The 18,440-nt window shown below is 64.4% G+C and carries 17 protein-coding genes; 6 read left to right on the top strand and 11 right to left on the bottom strand.

Annotated elements, in window-relative coordinates; translation table 11 throughout:
• The first annotated feature begins 103 nt into the window (after positions 1 to 103).
• The 5 genes from N2604_RS04390 to N2604_RS04410 all read left to right on the top strand — a co-directional run bounded on the left by N2604_RS04390 (position 104) and on the right by N2604_RS04410 (position 5,808).
• Positions 104 to 2,248: an exopolysaccharide transport family protein gene (locus N2604_RS04390; RefSeq protein ID WP_260373972.1), complete on the top strand. Its 2,145-nt coding sequence runs from the start codon at positions 104 to 106 to the stop codon at positions 2,246 to 2,248.
• 2 nt (positions 2,249 to 2,250) lie between these two features.
• Positions 2,251 to 3,411 (top strand): glycoside hydrolase family 5 protein, encoded by a 1,161-nt coding sequence (locus N2604_RS04395; protein ID WP_260373973.1) that lies wholly within the window; start codon positions 2,251 to 2,253, stop codon positions 3,409 to 3,411.
• Between the two features lie 57 nt (positions 3,412 to 3,468).
• Positions 3,469 to 5,028 (top strand): hypothetical protein, encoded by a 1,560-nt coding sequence (locus N2604_RS04400; RefSeq protein WP_260373974.1) that lies wholly within the window; start codon positions 3,469 to 3,471, stop codon positions 5,026 to 5,028.
• A gap of 92 nt (positions 5,029 to 5,120) precedes the next feature.
• Complete coding sequence (locus tag N2604_RS04405) at positions 5,121 to 5,339, top strand: hypothetical protein (protein WP_025032458.1); 219 nt, start codon at positions 5,121 to 5,123, stop codon at positions 5,337 to 5,339.
• A 10-nt stretch (positions 5,340 to 5,349) separates the two neighbouring features.
• A complete protein-coding gene (locus N2604_RS04410; RefSeq protein WP_260373975.1) occupies positions 5,350 to 5,808 on the top strand; it encodes a hypothetical protein in 459 nt (152 codons plus the stop codon).
• An 88-nt stretch (positions 5,809 to 5,896) separates the two neighbouring features.
• Here N2604_RS04410 and N2604_RS04415 read toward each other — a convergent pair whose 3' ends face one another.
• The 5 genes from N2604_RS04415 to N2604_RS04435 all read right to left on the bottom strand — a co-directional run bounded on the left by N2604_RS04415 (position 5,897) and on the right by N2604_RS04435 (position 8,312).
• Positions 5,897 to 6,325, bottom strand: a complete 429-nt coding sequence (locus N2604_RS04415) for a hypothetical protein (protein ID WP_260373976.1) — start codon at positions 6,323 to 6,325, stop codon at positions 5,897 to 5,899.
• A gap of 31 nt (positions 6,326 to 6,356) precedes the next feature.
• Positions 6,357 to 6,710: a hypothetical protein gene (locus tag N2604_RS04420; protein ID WP_260373977.1), complete on the bottom strand. Its 354-nt coding sequence runs from the start codon at positions 6,708 to 6,710 to the stop codon at positions 6,357 to 6,359.
• A gap of 56 nt (positions 6,711 to 6,766) precedes the next feature.
• Positions 6,767 to 7,267 (bottom strand): hypothetical protein, encoded by a 501-nt coding sequence (locus tag N2604_RS04425; protein WP_260373978.1) that lies wholly within the window; start codon positions 7,265 to 7,267, stop codon positions 6,767 to 6,769.
• A gap of 223 nt (positions 7,268 to 7,490) precedes the next feature.
• Positions 7,491 to 7,892: a hypothetical protein gene (locus tag N2604_RS04430; protein WP_260373979.1), complete on the bottom strand. Its 402-nt coding sequence runs from the start codon at positions 7,890 to 7,892 to the stop codon at positions 7,491 to 7,493.
• Between the two features lie 75 nt (positions 7,893 to 7,967).
• The gene (locus N2604_RS04435) at positions 7,968 to 8,312 is read right to left on the bottom strand and encodes a DUF1236 domain-containing protein (protein ID WP_260373980.1); all 345 of its coding nucleotides are present in this window, start codon (positions 8,310 to 8,312) and stop codon (positions 7,968 to 7,970) included.
• Positions 8,313 to 8,635: 323 nt separating this feature from the next.
• Between N2604_RS04435 and N2604_RS04440 the strand changes: the two genes are divergently transcribed.
• The gene (locus tag N2604_RS04440) at positions 8,636 to 9,955 is read left to right on the top strand and encodes an aminotransferase class V-fold PLP-dependent enzyme (protein WP_260373981.1); all 1,320 of its coding nucleotides are present in this window, start codon (positions 8,636 to 8,638) and stop codon (positions 9,953 to 9,955) included.
• A gap of 223 nt (positions 9,956 to 10,178) precedes the next feature.
• On the opposite strand, the gene N2604_RS04445 is transcribed toward N2604_RS04440, so the two are convergent.
• The 6 genes from N2604_RS04445 to N2604_RS04470 form a co-directional block, all read right to left on the bottom strand.
• Complete coding sequence (locus N2604_RS04445; RefSeq protein WP_260373982.1) at positions 10,179 to 11,201, bottom strand: LLM class flavin-dependent oxidoreductase; 1,023 nt, start codon at positions 11,199 to 11,201, stop codon at positions 10,179 to 10,181.
• A 54-nt stretch (positions 11,202 to 11,255) separates the two neighbouring features.
• On the bottom strand, positions 11,256 to 11,720 hold the full coding sequence (locus N2604_RS04450) for a hypothetical protein (RefSeq protein WP_260373983.1): 465 nt from the start codon (positions 11,718 to 11,720) through the stop codon (positions 11,256 to 11,258).
• 239 nt (positions 11,721 to 11,959) lie between these two features.
• Positions 11,960 to 12,823, bottom strand: a complete 864-nt coding sequence (locus N2604_RS04455) for a L,D-transpeptidase (protein WP_260373984.1) — start codon at positions 12,821 to 12,823, stop codon at positions 11,960 to 11,962.
• An 858-nt stretch (positions 12,824 to 13,681) separates the two neighbouring features.
• Entirely contained in the window at positions 13,682 to 13,915 is a 234-nt protein-coding gene (locus N2604_RS04460; RefSeq protein ID WP_260373985.1) for a hypothetical protein, read from the bottom strand.
• A 659-nt stretch (positions 13,916 to 14,574) separates the two neighbouring features.
• Positions 14,575 to 16,497 (bottom strand): response regulator transcription factor, encoded by a 1,923-nt coding sequence (locus N2604_RS04465; protein WP_260373986.1) that lies wholly within the window; start codon positions 16,495 to 16,497, stop codon positions 14,575 to 14,577.
• Positions 16,498 to 16,953: 456 nt separating this feature from the next.
• Complete coding sequence (locus N2604_RS04470) at positions 16,954 to 18,339, bottom strand: TAXI family TRAP transporter solute-binding subunit (RefSeq protein ID WP_260373987.1); 1,386 nt, start codon at positions 18,337 to 18,339, stop codon at positions 16,954 to 16,956.
• Positions 18,340 to 18,440: the final 101 nt, after the last annotated feature.

Below are 18,440 nucleotides of genomic sequence, written 5' to 3' on the forward strand. Positions count from 1 at the left end.
GCCTCGTCATGCGCACCTACGCCGTAACCGGCGGTTAACCATGGATATTTACGGTGTAGCAAGCCTCTGAGCTATGACTGTCAGTTGATTTCGAGTCCAACCCATGGCGTTCGGTAGCCGCGCATCTCCGCGAAGCATCGCCCCGACGGAGCAAGCGGCTTCGTGGGAAGCGCCGCGGGCTGCGAAGGCGGAGCCTGACGGTGCTGCGCCGGGCCTGACCAAGGGATCGCTGACCGTCTCCGGCACGCTGACCTTCCTGCGCGAGCACGGCCGGCGCATTCTGACGCTGGCCCTGGCGCTGTTCGCCCTCGGCGTCGTCGCTCTGACGGTGCTTCCGGTCCGCTATGCCGCGACGGCGCTCGTCGTGCTCGATCCGCGCGAGCTGCGCGTGACCTCGGAGCAGGACGTGCTGCCCGGCATCGGCCAGGACGCCGCGGCGCTGCAGAGCCAGATCGAGATCGCCAAATCCGACGGCTTTCTCCGCCCCCTGATCGAGCAGCTCAAGATCGCGGACGACGAGGACGTCGCGGGCGGCTATACCGACATGACGCGCCTGCTCGAGAAATTCCGCAACCGCCTCGAGATCAACCGGCGCGGGCTCACCTACGTCATCGCGATTTCCTTCACCTCGAACCGGCCGGACCGCGCCGCCTACTACGCCAATGCCATCGCCGAGGCCTTCGTCGCCAGCCAGGGCCGCGTCCGCACCGAGGCGACGGACGAGGCGGCCGACTGGCTCAAGGACCGGCTGAAGACGCTGAGCGAGCGCCTGCGCGCGTCGGAGGACGCCGTCGCCGCCTTCCGGCTCGAGCACAACATCGTCAATGCCGGCAAGGAATCCACCACGCAGCAATTGCGGGTGACCGATTTGACGCAGCAGGTCTCCGCCGCCCGCGCGCGCACCGAGGAGGCCAAGGCGCGCTACGAACAGGCGCAGCGCGACGTCAAGGCCAATGTCGAAGGGCCGGTGAAGCAGGACCTCCTCAGCATGCTGCGCGCGCAGCGCTCGGCCCTGAACGACCAGATCGCGCAGAAGAAGGCGGTCTATGGCGACCGCCATCCGGACCTTGCGATCTCCTACAGCCAGCTGGCGGACATCAACCGGCAGATCGAGATCGAGCGGAAGAAGAACATCGACACGGCCAAGTCCGAATATGAGGCCCAGCTGGAGCAGCAGAACGCGCTGGAAAAGCAGCTCAAGGCGGTCGAGACCAAGATGCTGGTCGACGGCCAGGCGCTGGTGAAGCTGCAGGAGCTGCAGCGCGACGCCGATGCCAATCGCAACATCTACGAGCAGTTCCTGTCGCGGTTCAAGACCACCAATGAGCAGCGTCAGCTGCAGGCGTCCCAGACCAAGATCGCCTCGGTTGCCATTCCGCCGTTGCGCTCGACGCGTCCGCCGCTCGCTTTGCTGCTTGCGGCACTGGCGATCGGCTCGCTGCTGACGTCGACCGCCGCCGTGGCGGTGACGACCAGCCTGTCCGCCGACAAGCCCGAATCCGTTCAGGCGCCTGCCTCTCATGAACCGGAGGAGGAGCCGGTCCAGCAAGTTTCCCCTCCGGCCGCCGCCGCGCGCCGAGCGGAGGCGATGCCCCGCCTTCCTGTCTGGGCCCGCATCCCCGAGCTGGCGCCAGGGGCCGGGATCAACACGGTCTGGCAAAGACCGGTCAGCGCGTCGGCCGAGCTCGATCTCGGTCCCCATCTGCGGCCACTGCTCGAACGCATCGACCGCGTGCCGGTGCGCGGCTGCAAGGTCGCGCTGGTCTTGTCGGTCGGCAAGAGCGCCGGCGGCAATACCGTGGCGCGCTCTCTCAATCGCGCCGCCGTGAACCTGGGCATGATGAGCGTGCTGATCCGGCTGCAGCCGGAATTTGCAGGCGCCCAGCCGCCGGTGACCGAATGGCACGATGGGTCGACCACGGCGGGACTTCAGTCGATCGACGAGCTGCTCAGTGCCGGCCGGAAGCCCGATGCGCGGCCCGAGGACGATATCCGCTCGGAGTTCGACCTGATCGTCGTCCACGCCAGCAATCTCGCCTTGCAGCCCGACGCCATTGCCCTGGCCGCGCATGCCGACCTGATCGTCCTGGTGGCGCGCGCCGGCGAGCTCGGCTCGTCCGCGATGCGCAGGGTGACCGCGGCGCTGTCGAGATACGCGGCGGTGCCGACCGGCCTCGTCGTCAATCACGTGCCCGCCGGTTCAGTGGTGCCTCAGCCCGACGGTGGCGCGTTGGGCCTTGCGGTTTGACGATGACAGCCTTGCGCCGCCGTCTGCTGGCTGCGGCGATGCTGTTGTCGATCTCGCTCGGCCGGCAGGTAGCCGCCGGCGATTGCGTGCCCCTGCCCTCGACGGTCTCGCCCGAGCGGCTTGCCGCGCTCTCGCGCGGCTTCAACGCCGACGGATGGATCAACGGTGCACCGCCGAGCCGCGCGCTGCTGCAGCAGCTGCGCAAGGCGGGCATGAGCCATGTCCGCCTGCCGGTGCCGGCGGAGCGCGTGATGCCGCGCTTTGCTGCAACGGACGAGCGCGCGGCGACGCTGCGCGTGCTCGACAGCGCGTTGAAGCAGCTGACCTCGCTCGGCTATTCCAGCTCCGTCGACCTTCATCCGGGCGAGCGCTTCAATCGCCTGCACAAGGACGATCCGGATGCGGCGATGGGTGAGATGCAGGAGGCCTGGCGCGCGCTTGCAGGAATCATTCGATCCTATCCTGCCGATCGAATCTTCGCCGAGCTGCTCAACGAGCCCGATATCGAAGCGGACAGATGGCAAAAGGAGATCGAGGCGCTCGCCGCCTTCGTTCGCGGGTTGCTGCCGGCAACCACGCTCATCGTCGGTCCGGTCAACTGGCAGCGCGCGGACTCGCTGCCGCGGTTTCGTCCGCTCGCGGACCCTGACATCGTCTACGCCATCCATTTCTACGATCCGATTGCGTTCACCCATCAGGGCCACTGGGACGCGCGCGATCCGCTGCACGACATCATGGATCTGCCTTATCCGATCAATGCCGGCGATCCCAAGGTTCAGGCGCTTCGGCAGGATTTGCAGGCTAGGGACGCGGTCAAGGCGCTCGCCATGCTCGACACCGCAATTGCCGCCGCCAAGGACAAGCCGGGGGCCGATCGCTGGCTCGCGCCCGCGCTCGAATGGCAGCAGCAATTTTCGCGGCCGATCATCGTCAATGAGTTCGGCGTGTTGAAAGCCGGCGCGCCCCGGCAGAGTCGGTTGCGCTGGCTGGCGGAGGTCACCGCCTATGCCCGCGCGCATTGCTGGGGCTGGGCCCATTGGGAGCTGGCGCAAGGCTTTGGTCTCGTCGACGCCGCAACCGGCAAGCCCGATCCCGACGTGATGCGGGCGTTGCTCGGCGCGCCCGGCCGGCTTGAAGGGGCTCCCGCGCGCCGTGATCGTTAACGGATCCTTACCCCTCGCGCGGCTATCGTGTCCCGGCGCGATGCCAAAGGACGATTGATGAACGCCGGGTACTCACCGCAAGGCCAGAGCGTGCAGGCCGCGCCGGCGCCTCCGGCCTGGCGCGAGCTCGCCGCGACCTTCTGCATCGCCATCGCGACGATCGGCTCTGCGCCGGTTCTGCACCTCGCCAATCCGGCCCTGGCCATCACCATCGAGGTCCTGATCGGCATCGCCATCGTCGTTGCGGTCCCGACCTGTGCGCCGGCCGTCGCGATCTTCGTCCTGTTCTTCCAGAACCTGTTCGTCTCCGTCCTGTCGCCGCTGGTCCCGCTGCCGTCCGATCTCGATTTCATCAAGGGCTACAATTTCCTGGTCTGCTCCGTGATGTGGCTGGCGACGTTTGCGCTCTACGTGCTGGGCCGGAGGAATCAGTCGGCTGAAGTGAACAAGATCATGCGCTGGGGCGTCGTCACCCTGGCCGTGGTGTCGCTGTATTTCGCTATCGGCTTCGGCCAGAATGGGCAGCCGGCCGCGGTCTATCTGCGCAATATCGTGCTTCCGCTGTTTCTGTTTCAGTTGTCGCTCCTGACGGCCGCGACCTACGAGGTGCGCATCACGCCGTTCCTGGTGACGCTCGCAATCATCCTCATGCTGTTCGGCTATGTCGAGCTCGCGTTCCGGGATGTCTGGCTGGCCATCACCAACGGCCATACGTTCTGGGGCTTCGACGAGCTCAAGGCGACGCATTCGGGCGTCTGGGAAGCCGAGATGCGCGCCACCGGAAACGTGTCCGTCGACCTCAAGGACCGCTTCAGCTTCGACTTCCTGAACACGCCTCTGCTGGAAGGCTTCGGCCTGTCGAAGATGCTGCGCATTCACGGCCCGAACATGCACCCGATCAGCTTCGCCTACGGCATCGGCTTTCTCGCCCTGTTCCTGTTTTCGGTGGGGCGACCGTTCCTGGCGCTCGCTGCCTTGCCCCTCCTGGTGTTTTGCAGCGTGAAGGGCGCGCTCATCGTGGTGATCTTCGTGGCGGCGTCCTGGATCTCGACCCGCCTGCTCGGCGCCGTGGCGACGCTGTTGCTCGGCTTCTTGGGCCTGATCGCGTTCGCGATCCTCGCGATCCGCATCGGCCTGCAGATCGGCGACTACCACGTCATCGGCCTGATGGGCGGCTTGAACGGCTTCCTGGAGAAACCGCTCGGCCGGGGTCTCGGTGTCGGCGGCAATCTGTCGGACACTTATTTTTCGATCGACTGGAGCGCTGCGCAGGCGGCCGGCACGATCGACGGCGCGGTCGAAAGCGCGATCGGCGTGCTCTTGTACCAGATGGGCATCGCGGCCTTCGTGCCGCTGGCCTTCTATTTTGCGATGGCGCTTAAGGCCTGGCGCCTGTACGCGTCGTCGGGATATCTGACGCAGGGCCTCGCCGGCTTCGGCGTCCTGGTCGTTCTGCTCAACGGATTGTTTCAGGAAGAGGCCTTGTTCGCGCCGCTCGCGCTGGGCCTGATGCTCTCGCTCGCCGGCCTCGTCATCGGCAGCCATGTGAGGGTGCAGACGACGGCCGCCGAGGAAGCCGGGCTCGAGCAGATCACCGGCTATCAGCCCGTCACGTAAGCTGCCGGCGCGCCAACGGCGACGGCGCTCTCCAGGAACTTCCATTTTTTCCCGACGTTGAACACGACCCGCACAAGCGTTCGACGCACGCGATGAAGAATTTTTCCAACGCCGAATTTTCTCCCGAGGTGATCGAGATCATGACGACCGCGCTGGAGGCTGCCGTTGCAACCCTGCCGGACCCCGTGCATTCCTCGCACGTCAACGCGCTCGCCGAATCCATCCTGCGCACCGCCAGCGCAGGCGAGCGGAACGTCGCCGACCTGCAAAGGATCGCCTTGATGGAGCTGCAGCTGGCGCCGCGCAAGTGACGAGGCGGACATGAAGACACTGGTTGCCGCAATCATCGCGCTCTGTGCGACATCCTCGATTGCCTCGGCAAACGGCTGGAGGACCTACCACATCCCGGAATCCGGAACCTCGGTCGACATTCCCGCCTCGATCTTCACCGGACCGGCCGGGAAGCCCGACGGATATGGGCAGCAGTTTCGCAGCCACGACGGCAGTGCGGACCTCACCGTTCAGGCCGTCGAGAACCGGCAAGTTCTGTCGCCGGCCGAATTCCTGGCCCGGAAGAATCCGCCAGCAGGGATCATTTACAAGCGGGTCACGTCGAACTTCTTCGTGGTCTCGAGCATCAAGCGCGACAAGATCTGGTACGACCGGTGCAATTTCGCGCGGGGCTATGTGCACTGCGTTCTGATCAATTATCCAGCTGCCCAGAAGCAGCGATGGGATGCCGTCGTGACCCGCATCAGCCGCAGCCTGCGTGGTGGCTGAGCCAGGTCACAAGACGAAAGTCACAAGACGGAAAAAGCTGCCCGGGCAAGCCGGGCAGCAGGTGGTGAGGAATAGAGCCGCGCCAATTCTAGCGAGCCGTCGTCGACGTGGTCGACATGGTCGGCTTCGAGCCCGGCACATGCGACATCGTCTTGGTGGTCGAGCCGACTTGCTCGCCGGCCTTGACCTTGGTGCGGGTGTGCGAGCGGCTGAACGTGCCGCCGTCATGGGCTTGCGCGCGGGCGTTGGAGTTGAGCACTGGGCCGTTGCCCTTGTTCATGCTGACGCCGGTTTGCGTCTTGCCGCTGGCGGCAGCTGCGCTTCCGCCGGCCGCGATCGAGGAGCCGGTGCGGCCCGTCGCCGAGGTGGACGTGCCGCCGGTGCCGACGGTGGAGGCGGAGGTGCCGCCTGCTGCGGCCGAGCCGCCGCTGCCGCCGGTGATGCCGGTCTGCGCCAGCACTGGTGAAGTGGCGGCAAGCAGAAGCGCGACCGCCGAGGTCGTAACGAGCGTTCTCATGTCTAAATCCTCTGTTCGATGGCAACTTGTCTCAAGGCGACGAGGTCGAGATCGTGCAGCCGTTGACGGTGATGGTGCTGGCGCTGGTGGAGCCAGGTCCGCCCGCCGTCGACGAGGAGCTCGAGACGTGACCGCCGCCCGCTTGCACATGGACCGACGATCCGCCGGCCGAGCTCGAGCTCGAAAGTGAACCGCTCGATGCGGTCGAGCCCGTCGTGCCCGAACTCGATGCGCCGGCGGCCGTGATGCTGCCGTCCGCATGCTTCTCCACTTTGACCTTGCAGGTCTCGCCAGAGCTCGTCTTGCCGGTTTTTTCCATGGTCTCTGCCGATGCAGCGCTCCCCGTCAGGGCGAGCACCGTGATCGCAACGATTGCCTTGTCCATTGCGGCTCCTCCTCCATAGACGAAAGGGAGCGGCGCGTGCCGCTCCCCGGATCGGACTAGTGCTTGTCCTTCTTCCACTCGTCCTTGTTGTGGCCCTTGCCCTTCTCGAGGCCCATGTCGCTGGCGTGGCTGCCGGACTTGCCATCGCCCATGCCGGGCGATTTCGACGCGCCGGATTGGCCAACGGTGGAGCCGCCTGCAGACGAGCCACCGGTGCCGACGCTGGACGAGCTCTTGCCGCCACCGGCCGATGAGCCACCGGTGCCGAGCGTCGAGGCCGAGCCGCTACCCGAGCCACTGCCCGCCGCTGAACCGCCGGTGCCAACGGTCGAAGAGCTGGTGCCGCCGCCCGCCGACGAGCCGCCGGTGCCGAGCGTCGATGCAGAGCCCGACCCGCTGCCGCCTGCCGAAGACCCACCGGTGCCCACCGTCGAAGAGCTGGTGCCGCCGCCGGCCGATGAACCGCCGGTGCCGATCGTCGAGCTCGATTGCGCAACCGCGAGCGCCGTGCCGGCCAGCAGCGCGGCCGCAGCCGCAGAGAGCTTCAGGATCCTCATCTTCACTTCCTCCAGGGTTTCCAAAAATCACATCGCCAATCAGGCACGGGATAAATTGGCAATCGCGCAAACGTTCCTTGTGTCGGACACGCTGACGCATCGATGTGACCTGACGCAGTTCCGCGCCGCGCAAAGCCATCGCGTTCATTCATCCGCCGTTCATCTCTGCCGCGTGCTGCAGCGGCGGATTCCTGTTCGCTCGCGATCGCGAGGCTTCCAGCTCTCAGAACGCTCCGACCATCACCTGACGAGAGGAGAGGCGAGAGGAAGCCCGCCGGGCGTTTCGATTCGAACGGAGAGCGGCTGCTCGGTCCGTGCTGCGCCGAGATGCCGGCGTGATGTTCACCTCCGGCTGTCGCGTTTCAAGCAACGCCAATGCGTCGCTCGCAACAGGATCCGGCGACTCGGCGGCGAGCAGGGGAGTGGACATCGCGGTGGCGATCCGCGCCGACGTGTCGAAGATGATCTTTTCAGGCAACGCCCGGGCGGAGTGGATGCGTATGGGGGCTCGATCGACGTCCGGGCCGGCGGAGCGCTCGCCGGGCGATGGCAGAGAGCGATCCAGCAAGAAGAGCAGCGCCACGACGAAACTGCTTGCAAACACGAAGTATCGAACGATCGGCATCAGGCGCTACCGCAAACGAAGCTACCAATAAAAGTGCACGGGCGGGCCGCCTCGGCGACCCGCCCTGCGGCGGAGCTAGTCGACCTCCTGGACGACCATGCGGGTGTCGGGATCGACCAGCATCACGCGGCTGCCCGAATAGACGTAGCGGTACTTGGTGAGCGAGGGACCCCAGTCACTCGGGACCGCGGCGAGTTCGACGTCGCGCGGCACGGGTGAACCGACGACTATCTTTTCGCGCGTTTCGACCGGGCGGATCTTGTGCTCGGTGACGTAGGACCGGATCTTGGTGCGGTATTCCGGTTCGATCTGCACGGCAGCGCCGTGCCCGGCCCCGGTCGTCGTGGTGACGGTGGTTTGTGCCATCGCGCCCGTCGACACGAGCAGAGCGGCGGCCGAAATCAACATGAGTTTCTTCATCGTGTTCTCCCTCGCCGCGGCATGCGGCGCTGCGATGAACTCGCCATCAGCTGTGCCGTTCCGTGGGAACGCGGAACGTTTGCCGTTTCTTCCCGTTCCCTCCCGGGAGGATTCACCGGCGCTTCGGTCGCGTAGTCGATTCGGCGTCTCCATCATCGCTTTGTCACGCCCCGGTCATATCCGCTGCATCGTCCGTTGCTCTTGTCCCGCGCGCCAGAGCTTCGCTCCAATGACATCAAGCGGAGTTCCGGATGTTGTTTGGCGCGTTTTCGCGATGCAAGCCCGACGCCGCTTCGCTCGATGACGCTCTGGGGAGAGCTGACATGCAATTGATCAAGACGATTTCGGCGGACCGCCGCGCGATGCTCAAGGGCCTTGCGGCCGCGGCCGTGGCGCCGCTTGCGGCGCCGGCCTTTGCCGCCGAGGGCCTTCCGCCGCAGCCGACCGGTCCGGCGGCCGCTGTCGCCACCGACAAGTTCTATTGGGCGGCCGTGAAGGGGCTCTATGCCGTCACGCCCGACGTGGTCAATTTCGAGAACGGCTATTGGGGCATCATGGCCGAGCCCGTCAGGCGGGAGTTCATCCGCCAGTCCGACATGGTCAATTATCAGAACACCTATTACGCGCGGCTGCGTGCGGGTGCGGATTTCGAGGCCGTACGCACCAAGGTAGCGGAGGCGGTCGGCGCGCTCCCGGAGGAGATCGCGCTCACCCGCGGCGCGACCGAAGCGCTTCAGCTCCTCATCGGCGGCTACAACAGGTTGAAGCCGGGCGACGGCGTGCTCTATGCCGACCTCGACTACGATTCGATGCAATATGCGATGAACGCGCTGAAAGCGCGCCGCGGTGTCGACGCGGTCAAGTTCGACGTGCCGGAACCTGCCACCCGCCAGGCGGTGCTCGACGCCTATGCCCGCGCCATCGAGGCGAACCCGAGGACGAGGCTGCTGCTCCTGACCCATGTCAGCCATCGCACCGGCTTCGTCATGCCGGTCGCCGAGATCGCCCGCATGGCCAAGGCCAAGGGCATCGACACCATCGTCGATGCCGCCCATTCCTGGGGACAGATCGACGTCCGGGTGCGCGAGCTCGAGGCCGATTTCGTCGGCTTCAATCTGCACAAATGGATCGGCGCGCCGCTCGGAATCGGCTTCCTCTACATCAGGAAGGACCGCCTCGCGGCCATCGACCGCGACATGGGCGACGAGGACTTTCCGGAAAGCGACATCCGCTCGCGGGTGCATACCGGCACGGTCAATTTCGCCACGGTGCTGACCGTGCCGACGGCGCTGGCGCTGCATCAGGAGATCGGCGCGGCGGCGAAGCAGGCGCGCCTGCGCCATTTGCGCGACTATTGGGTGAGCCGCGTTCGCGGCTTCAAGGACATCGAGATCCTGACGCCGGATGAAGCCGGCTCCTATGGCGCGATCACGTCCTTCCGCATCGCCGGCAAGACCGGCAAGGCCGACAACGAGGCCATCGTCGCGAAGCTTCGTGACAGCTACCGGATCATGACGGTGCGCCGCGCCGGCGTCGCCAAAGGCCAGTGCATCCGCGTGACCCCGGCGCTCTTCACCGACGAGGCCGATCTCGACCGCCTCGTCGAGGCGCTGGCCGTCATCACGGGGACGAAGACGGGGTGAGGCTGGGCGGACGATTGGCAGTCTCTCTGCAGCCATCCTTCGAGACGCCCGCTGATGCGGGCTCCTCAGGATGAGGGCTGAGTGCGTGGCACCAGTTTCAACGAGCACTGATCCCGCTTGGCCTCATCCTGAGGGACCGCTGAAAGCGGTCGTCTCGAAGGACGAGGCGCGCGCGGGCCCCTCATGACAATTGATGAGCCGTAGCAGAGGGCCCCAACCGCAGTCACCGCCATCCCAGCGCCGGCGCCACATGCATCAGGATCGCCTCGATCGCATGCGCGCAATAGTCGACGCCGAGCTGGTTCGGGATCGTCAGCAGCAGCGTATCGGCTTCGGTGATCGCCTCGTCCTGCCGCAGCTGCTCGATCAGCACGTCCGGCTCTGCCGCGTAACTTCGGCCGAAGATCGCGCGGGTGCGCGGGTCGATGAAGCCGATCTGGTCTTCGCTGCCGCGCTCGCCGCCGAAATAGGCGCGGTCGCGATCGTCCATCAGCGCGAAGATGCTGCGGCTGACGGAGACGCGAGGCTCGCGGCTGTGGCCGGCTTCCTTCCACGCCGCGCGATAGGCGCGGATCTGGGCCGCCTGCTGCACGTGAAAGGCTTCGCCCGTCTCGTCGTTCTTCAGCGTCGAGCTCTGCAGGTTCATGCCGAGCTTTGCCGCCCACACCGCGGTGGCGTTCGAGCCGGCGCCCCACCAGATCCGTTCGCGCAGGCCCGGCGCATGCGGCTCCAGGCGTAAGAGCCCCGGCGGATTGGGAAACATCGGCTGCGGGTTGGGCTCGGCAAAACCTTCGCCGCGCAGGAGGTCGAGGAAGACCTCCGCATGGCGCCGCCCCATGTCGGCATCGCTCTGGCCTTCGGCCGGCCGATAGCCGAAATAGCGCCAGCCGTCGATCACCTGCTCGGGCGAGCCGCGGCTGATGCCGAGCTGCAGCCGCCCGCCGGCGATGAGATCGGCGCTGCCGGCGTCCTCCACCATGTAGAGCGGGTTCTCGTATCGCATGTCGATCACGGCCGTGCCGATCTCGATTCGGCTCGTCTTGGCGCCGACCGCCGCGAGCAACGGAAACGGCGAGGCCAGCTGCCGCGCGAAGTGGTGCACGCGGAAATACGCGCCGTCGGCCCCGAGCTGTTCCGCGGCGACCGCCAGCTCGATCGATTGCAGCAGCGTATCCGCCGCCGAGCGCGTTCGGGATTGCGGCGAGGGCGTCCAGTGCCCGAAGGAGAGGAATCCGATCTTTTTCATGCGGGCAACATATGGCTGATCGGAAGAGTTTGCGAGACGTTCCTGGAGGCGGCCTCAGATTTCGCAGCCGGTCAAGTTCAAAGCCTTGAGCAGGCCGCCGAACGCCTTGAGGCGACAGTGCTCGGTCTCGTTGGCGGCCTTTGCGCGCTGAACAGTGGCGGCCCGTTTGACGACAAATGCCTTTGGCTTCGGCTTGGGAGGTTCAGCGGTCGCGATCGGTTTCGGCTTGCTTCGCGGACGGACGACCGGCGCGGGCGCGAATGAACGGACATGCACGTGCTGCGGAGCAACCGGGTTATCCACCGAAGCGGTCTGTGTCGGCATCGCGCGGCTCTCAGCGACAACCTCGAGGCGATCGGCCTTCGCCAGCGCATCGTGCGAAGCGGAGATGCTTGCGTTCTGCTCGGCAGGCGGCTGGACCGTGGCCGCGGCGCGACGCGGTGGAGCGCTCAGCTCCATGGCCGAAAGCATTCCCACACTCAACAGGATGAGCAGGCCCAACAACGCCATTCTCAGCATAACGCGCCTCTGACCCAGGTTAGCGCCGCTGAAAATTCTGCGCGTCAATGAGGCAACTTTGCCGGCGGCCGCCGCCCAACGGCAATCATTTGCCGACAGGGTTAATTCGGTGCCGCATCTTGCCAACGCGACCGGCTTTGGTCGCGCAAGATGGTCTGTTCGGCCATGGCTCGCCGACGTGAAGTGACGACTTGAATTGCCTCTTTGTCCTCGGGGCAGAGCCAGGAGGAAGGACCGAACTATTGTACCTCGGCGATCCTCGGTCCGGCCGACGGCATCTGCGCGTTGGTTGCCGACGGCCGGTTCGAAGGCGAGGCCGGGTCCGGCGATCGGGATGCGGCGTCGGGCGGCGCTCCCTGGGATGGTCGACGGGCGGCATTTGTCGGAAGCACGATCACCTTCGCGCCGACTTTCACCCGCTCATAGAGGTCGACGACGTCCTCATTGGTCAGCCGGATACAGCCGGACGACACCCGCTTGCCGATCGTCTCCGGCTTGTTGGTGCCGTGAATTCGATATTCGGTCTCGCCGAGATACATCGCCCGGGCGCCGAGCGGATTGCCGGGCCCGCCCGCCATGAACCGCGGCAGATAAGGCTGACGCGAGACCATCTCCGCAGGCGGGCGCCAATCCGGCCATTCTGCCTTACGCGCCACGGTCTGCTCGCCGGACCACGCAAAACCTTCGCGGCCCACACCGATGCCGTAGCGCATCGCCTGCGTGTCGTTCAGCACCAGATAAAGGAACGTGTTCTTGGTATCGATGATCACGGTGCCCGACGCCTGGTGGCTGGAATAGTCGACCACCTGCCGGACCAAGGCTCCGGGAACGTCGGCGTCGGCTTTTGGCGGCTCGACCAGCGGCGCCGGAGCCGCAATCGGAGCCGGCGCAGGCGCTGCTGCCTGGACTGGGGGTGCCACGTAGACCGGAGTAGATGACGCCATCGCCTGGGGCGCGGACGGCTTCCGCACCGGTTGCACGCTCCCCGGGCGAGCCAGCAGGCCGTACCCCAATGCGGCAACGGCCACGGCGCCAATCCCAACTCTCGCGGCCCTGGGCAGTGCGATCGTCTCGACCTTCCGGCGTTTGGCCCGCTTGCTCATGTCTTCTCCCAGGTCGCCATGTCCAGGAGAGGTACCCAGCAAGATTTAAGAAACTTCGAAGCGACCCATTGGCGATGGTTAACACCGGAAGCTCGCTTGGCAACAATTGGCACCGCTTGATGTTCAGATAGCTGAGCGCCGCGCGTCTCATCGCCAAACATGTCGGGATTTCAATCGCCGCGGAGCGAGCACGCTTTCGCTCTTCGTTAACCCTGGCTTCGGGTCGGTAGCGTCTTCGAAGGTCCGTTTCGGCGACGACATGCATCTGGCATTGAGGTGCGTGCTCCGAAACGGGCGCGATGGACCAGAAACCAACATTGCAGCATCCCGCCAATCCTCAGAGAACGGGTCCGCAACGCGGGGGCATCATCGCAAATTGGCACAACTCCAAACCGATGTAGGGACCGGAGAAATTGAAGAAGGCGTGTGCCGCGATGGCGCCCGCGCTCGGACCGGAGCGGTTTCGGTCGTGGTGCTACGCTCCGCCTCAAGCACGCGGGCGCGAAGACTTTCCAGTTCGGACAACAGAGACGTGAGCTGTTCCACACGCTCATGCAGCAGCACGGCGGCGTCGGCCGCTAGGTCACGATGTTCATGCATGTCGTGTAACCCCCAAACCAAGCTTTCGAACAGACTTGGATCATGGCCCGCCGGTGGACCAATCGGGAAAATGATGCAATCGCGACTGAAGTCCGCCGACCTTGTTCCAGCATCTACATATGTGAATCGTATGTTGCTTTACCCGAAAGTTAATTCGGCGGATGGCATCAGGCGCAGCACGAAGCTGCGGCCGGCGTGTCTTGCCGACGTGTCTTGGGATGAGCGCCGTCCCGCGGCGAGGCGCAATACGCAGAGGCGTCACTCTCGCTTAGACCGGGTTCTAAGGGGCACTACCTTTTCCGGTTCGATAGAGTCTGAATTTGCGCTCTGGCGCCCGATCGCCAGTTCAAGCTCGAGAGCCTCTATTGCGAGTTCCTCTGCCAAGCGTCTGAACAGTTCTTGCTTTCCCGCATCACTCGTCCGTCTGCTCATGAGGTCGAGAGATGCAGCCTCGTCACGGAGCTTCTCTAACCTTTCCCTGAGATCCTTCATGGCTTTGATTCAGGTTTTTCACCACCTCGCCTTCCGCGGGGGGAGTAGATAACAACGACGAGAACGCGCCATAGGTTCATCGTTATTGCTGGTTTCTTCGGCGACCGACATGCTGGGATGAACCCACGAACGGGTCAGGCCTCAGCACGTCGGATGGGTGATCCCTTGCGACACCCATCATGCCTCGCCACAGGCGGAGGAATTGACGGTTTCGCTGGCGCTCTACCGATCCTACGAGCTCAGTCGGATAGCGAAGTGAACCGTGGCTGCGGGTCAATCGCGTCGTTGATGGTCGATTTCGGCAAGGCGGCCTTACTCTTCCTCATGTTGCCTTTGCGGCCGACGCAGGGGCCTAAAGTCGGGCAGGCATGCTATTGCTTGTTCCAGCTCTCTTCCGATTGCCTTGTAACGAGTGAGCGCCCGCGTATAGACATCGCGCTTGAGCTGGCTCCTTGCTGCCTGTTGAAGGCGCTCGCACTCGGCCATTTGCACGCGGAGCAGTTCTAGATGGGCCCGCATCTCTTTCATGGACAGGTAATCTATCCCATATCGGCTTTGGTTCAATGGCGAACTTGGAGCCGCTGGACCATAGCGCACGTGGCCCGCCAACATGCTCGAAACCGAAGTGCCGATGCCGGTGCGCGGAGGCGCCGGGTCAGCTACACAAAAAGATCATGTGTCAGATGGTGCTCAACGCCTCTTGCGTGATCAACTGCGCCTTGCTCCGCGTGCGGCGGGCCAATCAGGTCTGCATCTGGAATCAGCGCCAGTTCAGCGTGTCCGGCTCGGCGCAGACCATGTTCGGCCGTGTCGGCGCCGTAGCCATCCTCGAGATGATCCGGATCTCTAGCCGCGGCCATATCATTCTTGAAATGAAAGGAATCTCCGGCCGCGGGCGCGGCAGCTGTATACGCCGGACCAGACTCATGGTTGGCTTGGTCGTTGCCGCCAGACTTTTGGCTCGGCTCCGCATGCAGATTCGCAGAACCGTTTGAATGCGTCTGGTGCACGTCACGCTGAGACTGTCCGGAATTGGCCTGGCTTCCCGGTACATCATCGTCGGCATGCTGCTCGGCAGCTGCGGAACCGTCCTCCGAAGCGCGATGCAATTGCCCATGATTGGACTCGTGTCCGGTCAAGTCCTGCTTGGCGTGATGCTTGCCTGCTGCTGCGCCGTCTTCCGAAACGTGCAAATCGCGCTGCGATTGTTCATGATCACCTGCGTCTGCTGCGGCGGCCTGTACTGTATCGTGTTCGGCATTCCTCGCGCCCGTTGTGGCCGCCCGCTCGAAGCCGCCATTGTCGGTCAGAGTGTCGATGGCACCGGATCCCACGTGAGGGTTGCCGCTGCCACTGAAGCCGTCCTCGCCCGCGGCCGCGTCGATGATCTGAACCTCGTGGGCTCTGGCCATGGCATCGCCTCGGGCAGCTTCGAAGGCGAATGATTCATGGTGGATGTCGGAATTGAGCCAGGGCAGCTTGTCGAAGCCGTTGAAGTCGGGCCTGCCGGGATTATTGAGGGCGACCAGTTCGCTGGGAGCGTTTGCGTCAGCCCACGCAAACACATCGCTCGGGCTGTCCCAGGCAGTGAACGCCTGGGCGTGGCTGCCGAGGAGTTCGTAAATCGAAACTCCGACCGCCGTCATCATGAACGCGCCGGCGCTGCTCAAGCCCGGCCTTGAAGCGTTGAGTGTCGGCACTGTGATCGTGCTGCCAGCAATATCGGCGCGGGATTCGATGGGCTTGCCCGCCCGCGTCGGCATGTCAGCCAGTGAATTCTCGACGCGGACGGCTTTGGCCGTTTTGCCCGAAGCAGCGTTCGCCTTTTGGGGGCTGATCTTGATGGTCACGACCGCGCCGGTGCCGTCTGCGGTCATGACCATGACAGTGTCGGCATCCGCATGATCGACTGCGGTCGCGCTCGCGGGTCGAAGGTCGTCGAGCGCTGCCCAAATCAGAGCTGCAAGCGCGCCGACCCCGCCGTACAGGCGCGATAGTGCGAACCTCGCGAGTTCCGTCCGGCTTTTGATGCCAAGCTGCGCAGATATCTGTTCGATTCGCGCCTCAACTCTGCCTGGGGCGAGCTTGATCTGGCGCGCAATCTCCTTGTTCGACATGCCGCTGGCGACCAGGCGGATGATCTTGTGCTCCTGGTCCGTCAGTGCTGCCAGCCTATTTTCGCCAAAGCCGCCATTGCCGGTCTTGCGGTCCGCGGCCGGCGCCACCAGCCTCAGGGACTGCAGCAGGTTCTCTGGCTCCTCGCGCATCGGAATCGCAGTGCAGGCGCCCGCTGCGATTGCCGCGGCGAGCTCGCCACGGGCAATCGATGCGGTGTAGAAGACCAGCCGTGTGGAAAGGTTTTCGGCACCGACGGCGGCGAGCATTCCAGAAGCCGTCACGTCCGAAAATCCGTCCTCGACGAGCGCGACATCTGGCGCCAACGTCCGGACTGCTTCGAGGCAGTCGGCGCCGGTGACGCAGGACGCAACGATCTCGAAGTCACGCTCGGTCGAAAATAGCGTCGCAAAGCCCTGCAAAACGATCGGACGGCGATCTGCGATCACGAGTCGGATACGACGCATCTTTCTAGCCCCGCCGGCGTTCCGTCCTGTCTCGCCCAGCAAGGCGACCTGGGTTCAGCGGCGTCACCTTCAAGAGCAGCGCAGCAACGCAGAGCACGTCGCTTGGTTCCGCAAGGTGAAGCCCAGGGATGCTGGCACGGAGTAGCGGAAGGCATCTTGCTCCTGTTTTGCCCGACGGTGCAACGGTTTTCCAAAACTGAGGCAACCTCTGATCTCCCGCTGATCGGCCGCGCGTACTCCTCAATCATCCGGCGCGCGTCTTCCAGGCGCGGCGGTTTGACGAGGCTTGAGCTAGGTCAAAGGTTCTGGCTGGCAGTGCGCGTGGCCTCACGGGGGCGGTTGCTCTGGGGTGGGCGGCAGGCGGCGATCTAGCGATAATTGCTCAGCACGGCCCGTTCCGTTCGAGACTTGCGTGGACCGAGCTGTCGTCGCCCAGACCACTCAGTGTCCCGTACGCTAACTGTCCTTCGATGCTGGCCCGAGCGCTGCCCGCTTCGCATTGTGCGCGTCCATGGGAGGTCGCGCACCGAGTACCGCGCGACGATCCTGTATCAGGTTCTCGAGCCGATGTGCGGCAACATTTAGCGTGGCCGTATCGAGGGTGGATACGTCCGCGTCTGCTCTGGCGCGTTGCGCGCTCAGTACCTCGTCGATCTCAGTCTCGATCTCCAACAAATTCGCTTCGTTCTCGGCGTGCCTTATTCGTCTCCCCAATGCATAGAGCAAATCCAGCGCGGGTTCTCTTGGCTTGAGATCGCCGGATCTAAGAAACTGCCATGCCGCCGCAAGGATCGTGGCAAGCGCGCCGAGCGCCATTGGCGCCAGGAAGATGGCGTTGCTCCACTTGTCCAGGAAGGTCAGTTGGCTACCGTTGTAGAACTCTGCCGCGCCGGGGTGAACGGGGAGGTAGGCGCCGGCGTCAGTATCGGGCGCCTTGAACTGCGCGAGAACCGGCAGTTCGGCCAAAATGTCTCTGCGAGCGCGCGCAACGGCTTGCGTGAAGCCGGCGATCATATCGTTGTCCAGGCTCTTCTTGCCGACGATGTAGAAAGAAGTCTTCAAAGTGGTCACGTCGTCCTCAGGAACGGGAGGGGATCCGCGCAGTGTTCCCTTTCGAATGTCGAAGCTCTCGTAAGCGCGCTCCTTCTCGGCGATCGCACCGGCATTCTCGATCGGAATCAGGACCGGTGCGCTCTTCGGGTTCTGCGGGAACAAACCTCGCACCAGCGATACGTATTTCTCGCTCAGCGGCGCTACGAGAAGGACGGCACGTATCTCCTTTGTGTCGAGGGTGCGGCGAACCTGGTCGAGCGCGACATTCCTGAAAGCGACGTTCGCGCGGTCAAGGTCATATGCCTTTGTCAATACGCTGACGATCTTCTGATTAGTCTCGCCTGCAACCACCCCTATTGTTGTGCGCTTCAGGCCAGCAATGTCCTTGATCGCGGATCCCGGCGGTGCAAACAGCAGCGCAACGGCCTCGGCGAGGACGACGATGGCTTGCGCTTGTGAAAGGTCGCCGACATCTCCGCGGACCACAGCAAGGTCCGTCTTGCCAGAGGAAAACGCTTCCGCGGATTCAATTGGGCCGGTAGTCTCCACCACGTTCAGCCGGACCGGCGCGTTGTTGAGGACAAGCCTGCTCGCCAGCGCTGAGACGATTTTGGGGGCGTCGCCATCCAATGACCCAACCGCGATCGACAGCGTCACCGGTCGGACGTACCAGCGATACGCGAACAGGCTTGCGCCTGCGGCCAGCAGTGCTAGCGCCAGGACGACGACGATGCGAAGCCAGATCGGCAGTTTGGCACCGTCAATGCGAATTCTCGACAGATCATCCATAGTACCCGGCTGGCCTTTCGTCCCAACGGCAGACCTTGCGGACTTCCGAGCACCGCCGATTGGTCAAGATTAGCTACCCGAACAGCGGGACGACTCTCCAA

The organism is Bradyrhizobium sp. CB1015 (assembly GCF_025200925.1).
Lineage (GTDB): Bacteria > Pseudomonadota > Alphaproteobacteria > Rhizobiales > Xanthobacteraceae > Bradyrhizobium.

Bases quoted from the DNA above. Each gene is read 5' to 3' on its own strand.
- N2604_RS04445 (WP_260373982.1), bottom strand. From the start codon at position 11,201: ATGAAAAAGATCGGATTCCTCTCCTTCGGGCACTGGACGCCCTCGCCG.
- N2604_RS04415 (WP_260373976.1), bottom strand. From the start codon at position 6,325: ATGAGAACGCTCGTTACGACCTCGGCGGTCGCGCTTCTGCTTGCCGCC.
- N2604_RS04405 (WP_025032458.1), top strand. From the start codon at position 5,121: ATGAAGAATTTTTCCAACGCCGAATTTTCTCCCGAGGTGATCGAGATC.
- N2604_RS04465 (WP_260373986.1), bottom strand. From the start codon at position 16,497: ATGCGTCGTATCCGACTCGTGATCGCAGATCGCCGTCCGATCGTTTTG.
- N2604_RS04450 (WP_260373983.1), bottom strand. From the start codon at position 11,720: ATGCTGAGAATGGCGTTGTTGGGCCTGCTCATCCTGTTGAGTGTGGGA.
- N2604_RS04440 (WP_260373981.1), top strand. From the start codon at position 8,636: ATGCAATTGATCAAGACGATTTCGGCGGACCGCCGCGCGATGCTCAAG.
- N2604_RS04435 (WP_260373980.1), bottom strand. From the start codon at position 8,312: ATGAAGAAACTCATGTTGATTTCGGCCGCCGCTCTGCTCGTGTCGACG.
- N2604_RS04410 (WP_260373975.1), top strand. From the start codon at position 5,350: ATGAAGACACTGGTTGCCGCAATCATCGCGCTCTGTGCGACATCCTCG.
- N2604_RS04455 (WP_260373984.1), bottom strand. From the start codon at position 12,823: ATGAGCAAGCGGGCCAAACGCCGGAAGGTCGAGACGATCGCACTGCCC.
- N2604_RS04460 (WP_260373985.1), bottom strand. From the start codon at position 13,915: ATGAAGGATCTCAGGGAAAGGTTAGAGAAGCTCCGTGACGAGGCTGCA.
- N2604_RS04470 (WP_260373987.1), bottom strand. From the start codon at position 18,339: ATGGATGATCTGTCGAGAATTCGCATTGACGGTGCCAAACTGCCGATC.
- N2604_RS04420 (WP_260373977.1), bottom strand. From the start codon at position 6,710: ATGGACAAGGCAATCGTTGCGATCACGGTGCTCGCCCTGACGGGGAGC.
- N2604_RS04430 (WP_260373979.1), bottom strand. From the start codon at position 7,892: ATGCCGATCGTTCGATACTTCGTGTTTGCAAGCAGTTTCGTCGTGGCG.
- N2604_RS04395 (WP_260373973.1), top strand. From the start codon at position 2,251: ATGACAGCCTTGCGCCGCCGTCTGCTGGCTGCGGCGATGCTGTTGTCG.
- N2604_RS04425 (WP_260373978.1), bottom strand. From the start codon at position 7,267: ATGAGGATCCTGAAGCTCTCTGCGGCTGCGGCCGCGCTGCTGGCCGGC.
- N2604_RS04390 (WP_260373972.1), top strand. From the start codon at position 104: ATGGCGTTCGGTAGCCGCGCATCTCCGCGAAGCATCGCCCCGACGGAG.
- N2604_RS04400 (WP_260373974.1), top strand. From the start codon at position 3,469: ATGAACGCCGGGTACTCACCGCAAGGCCAGAGCGTGCAGGCCGCGCCG.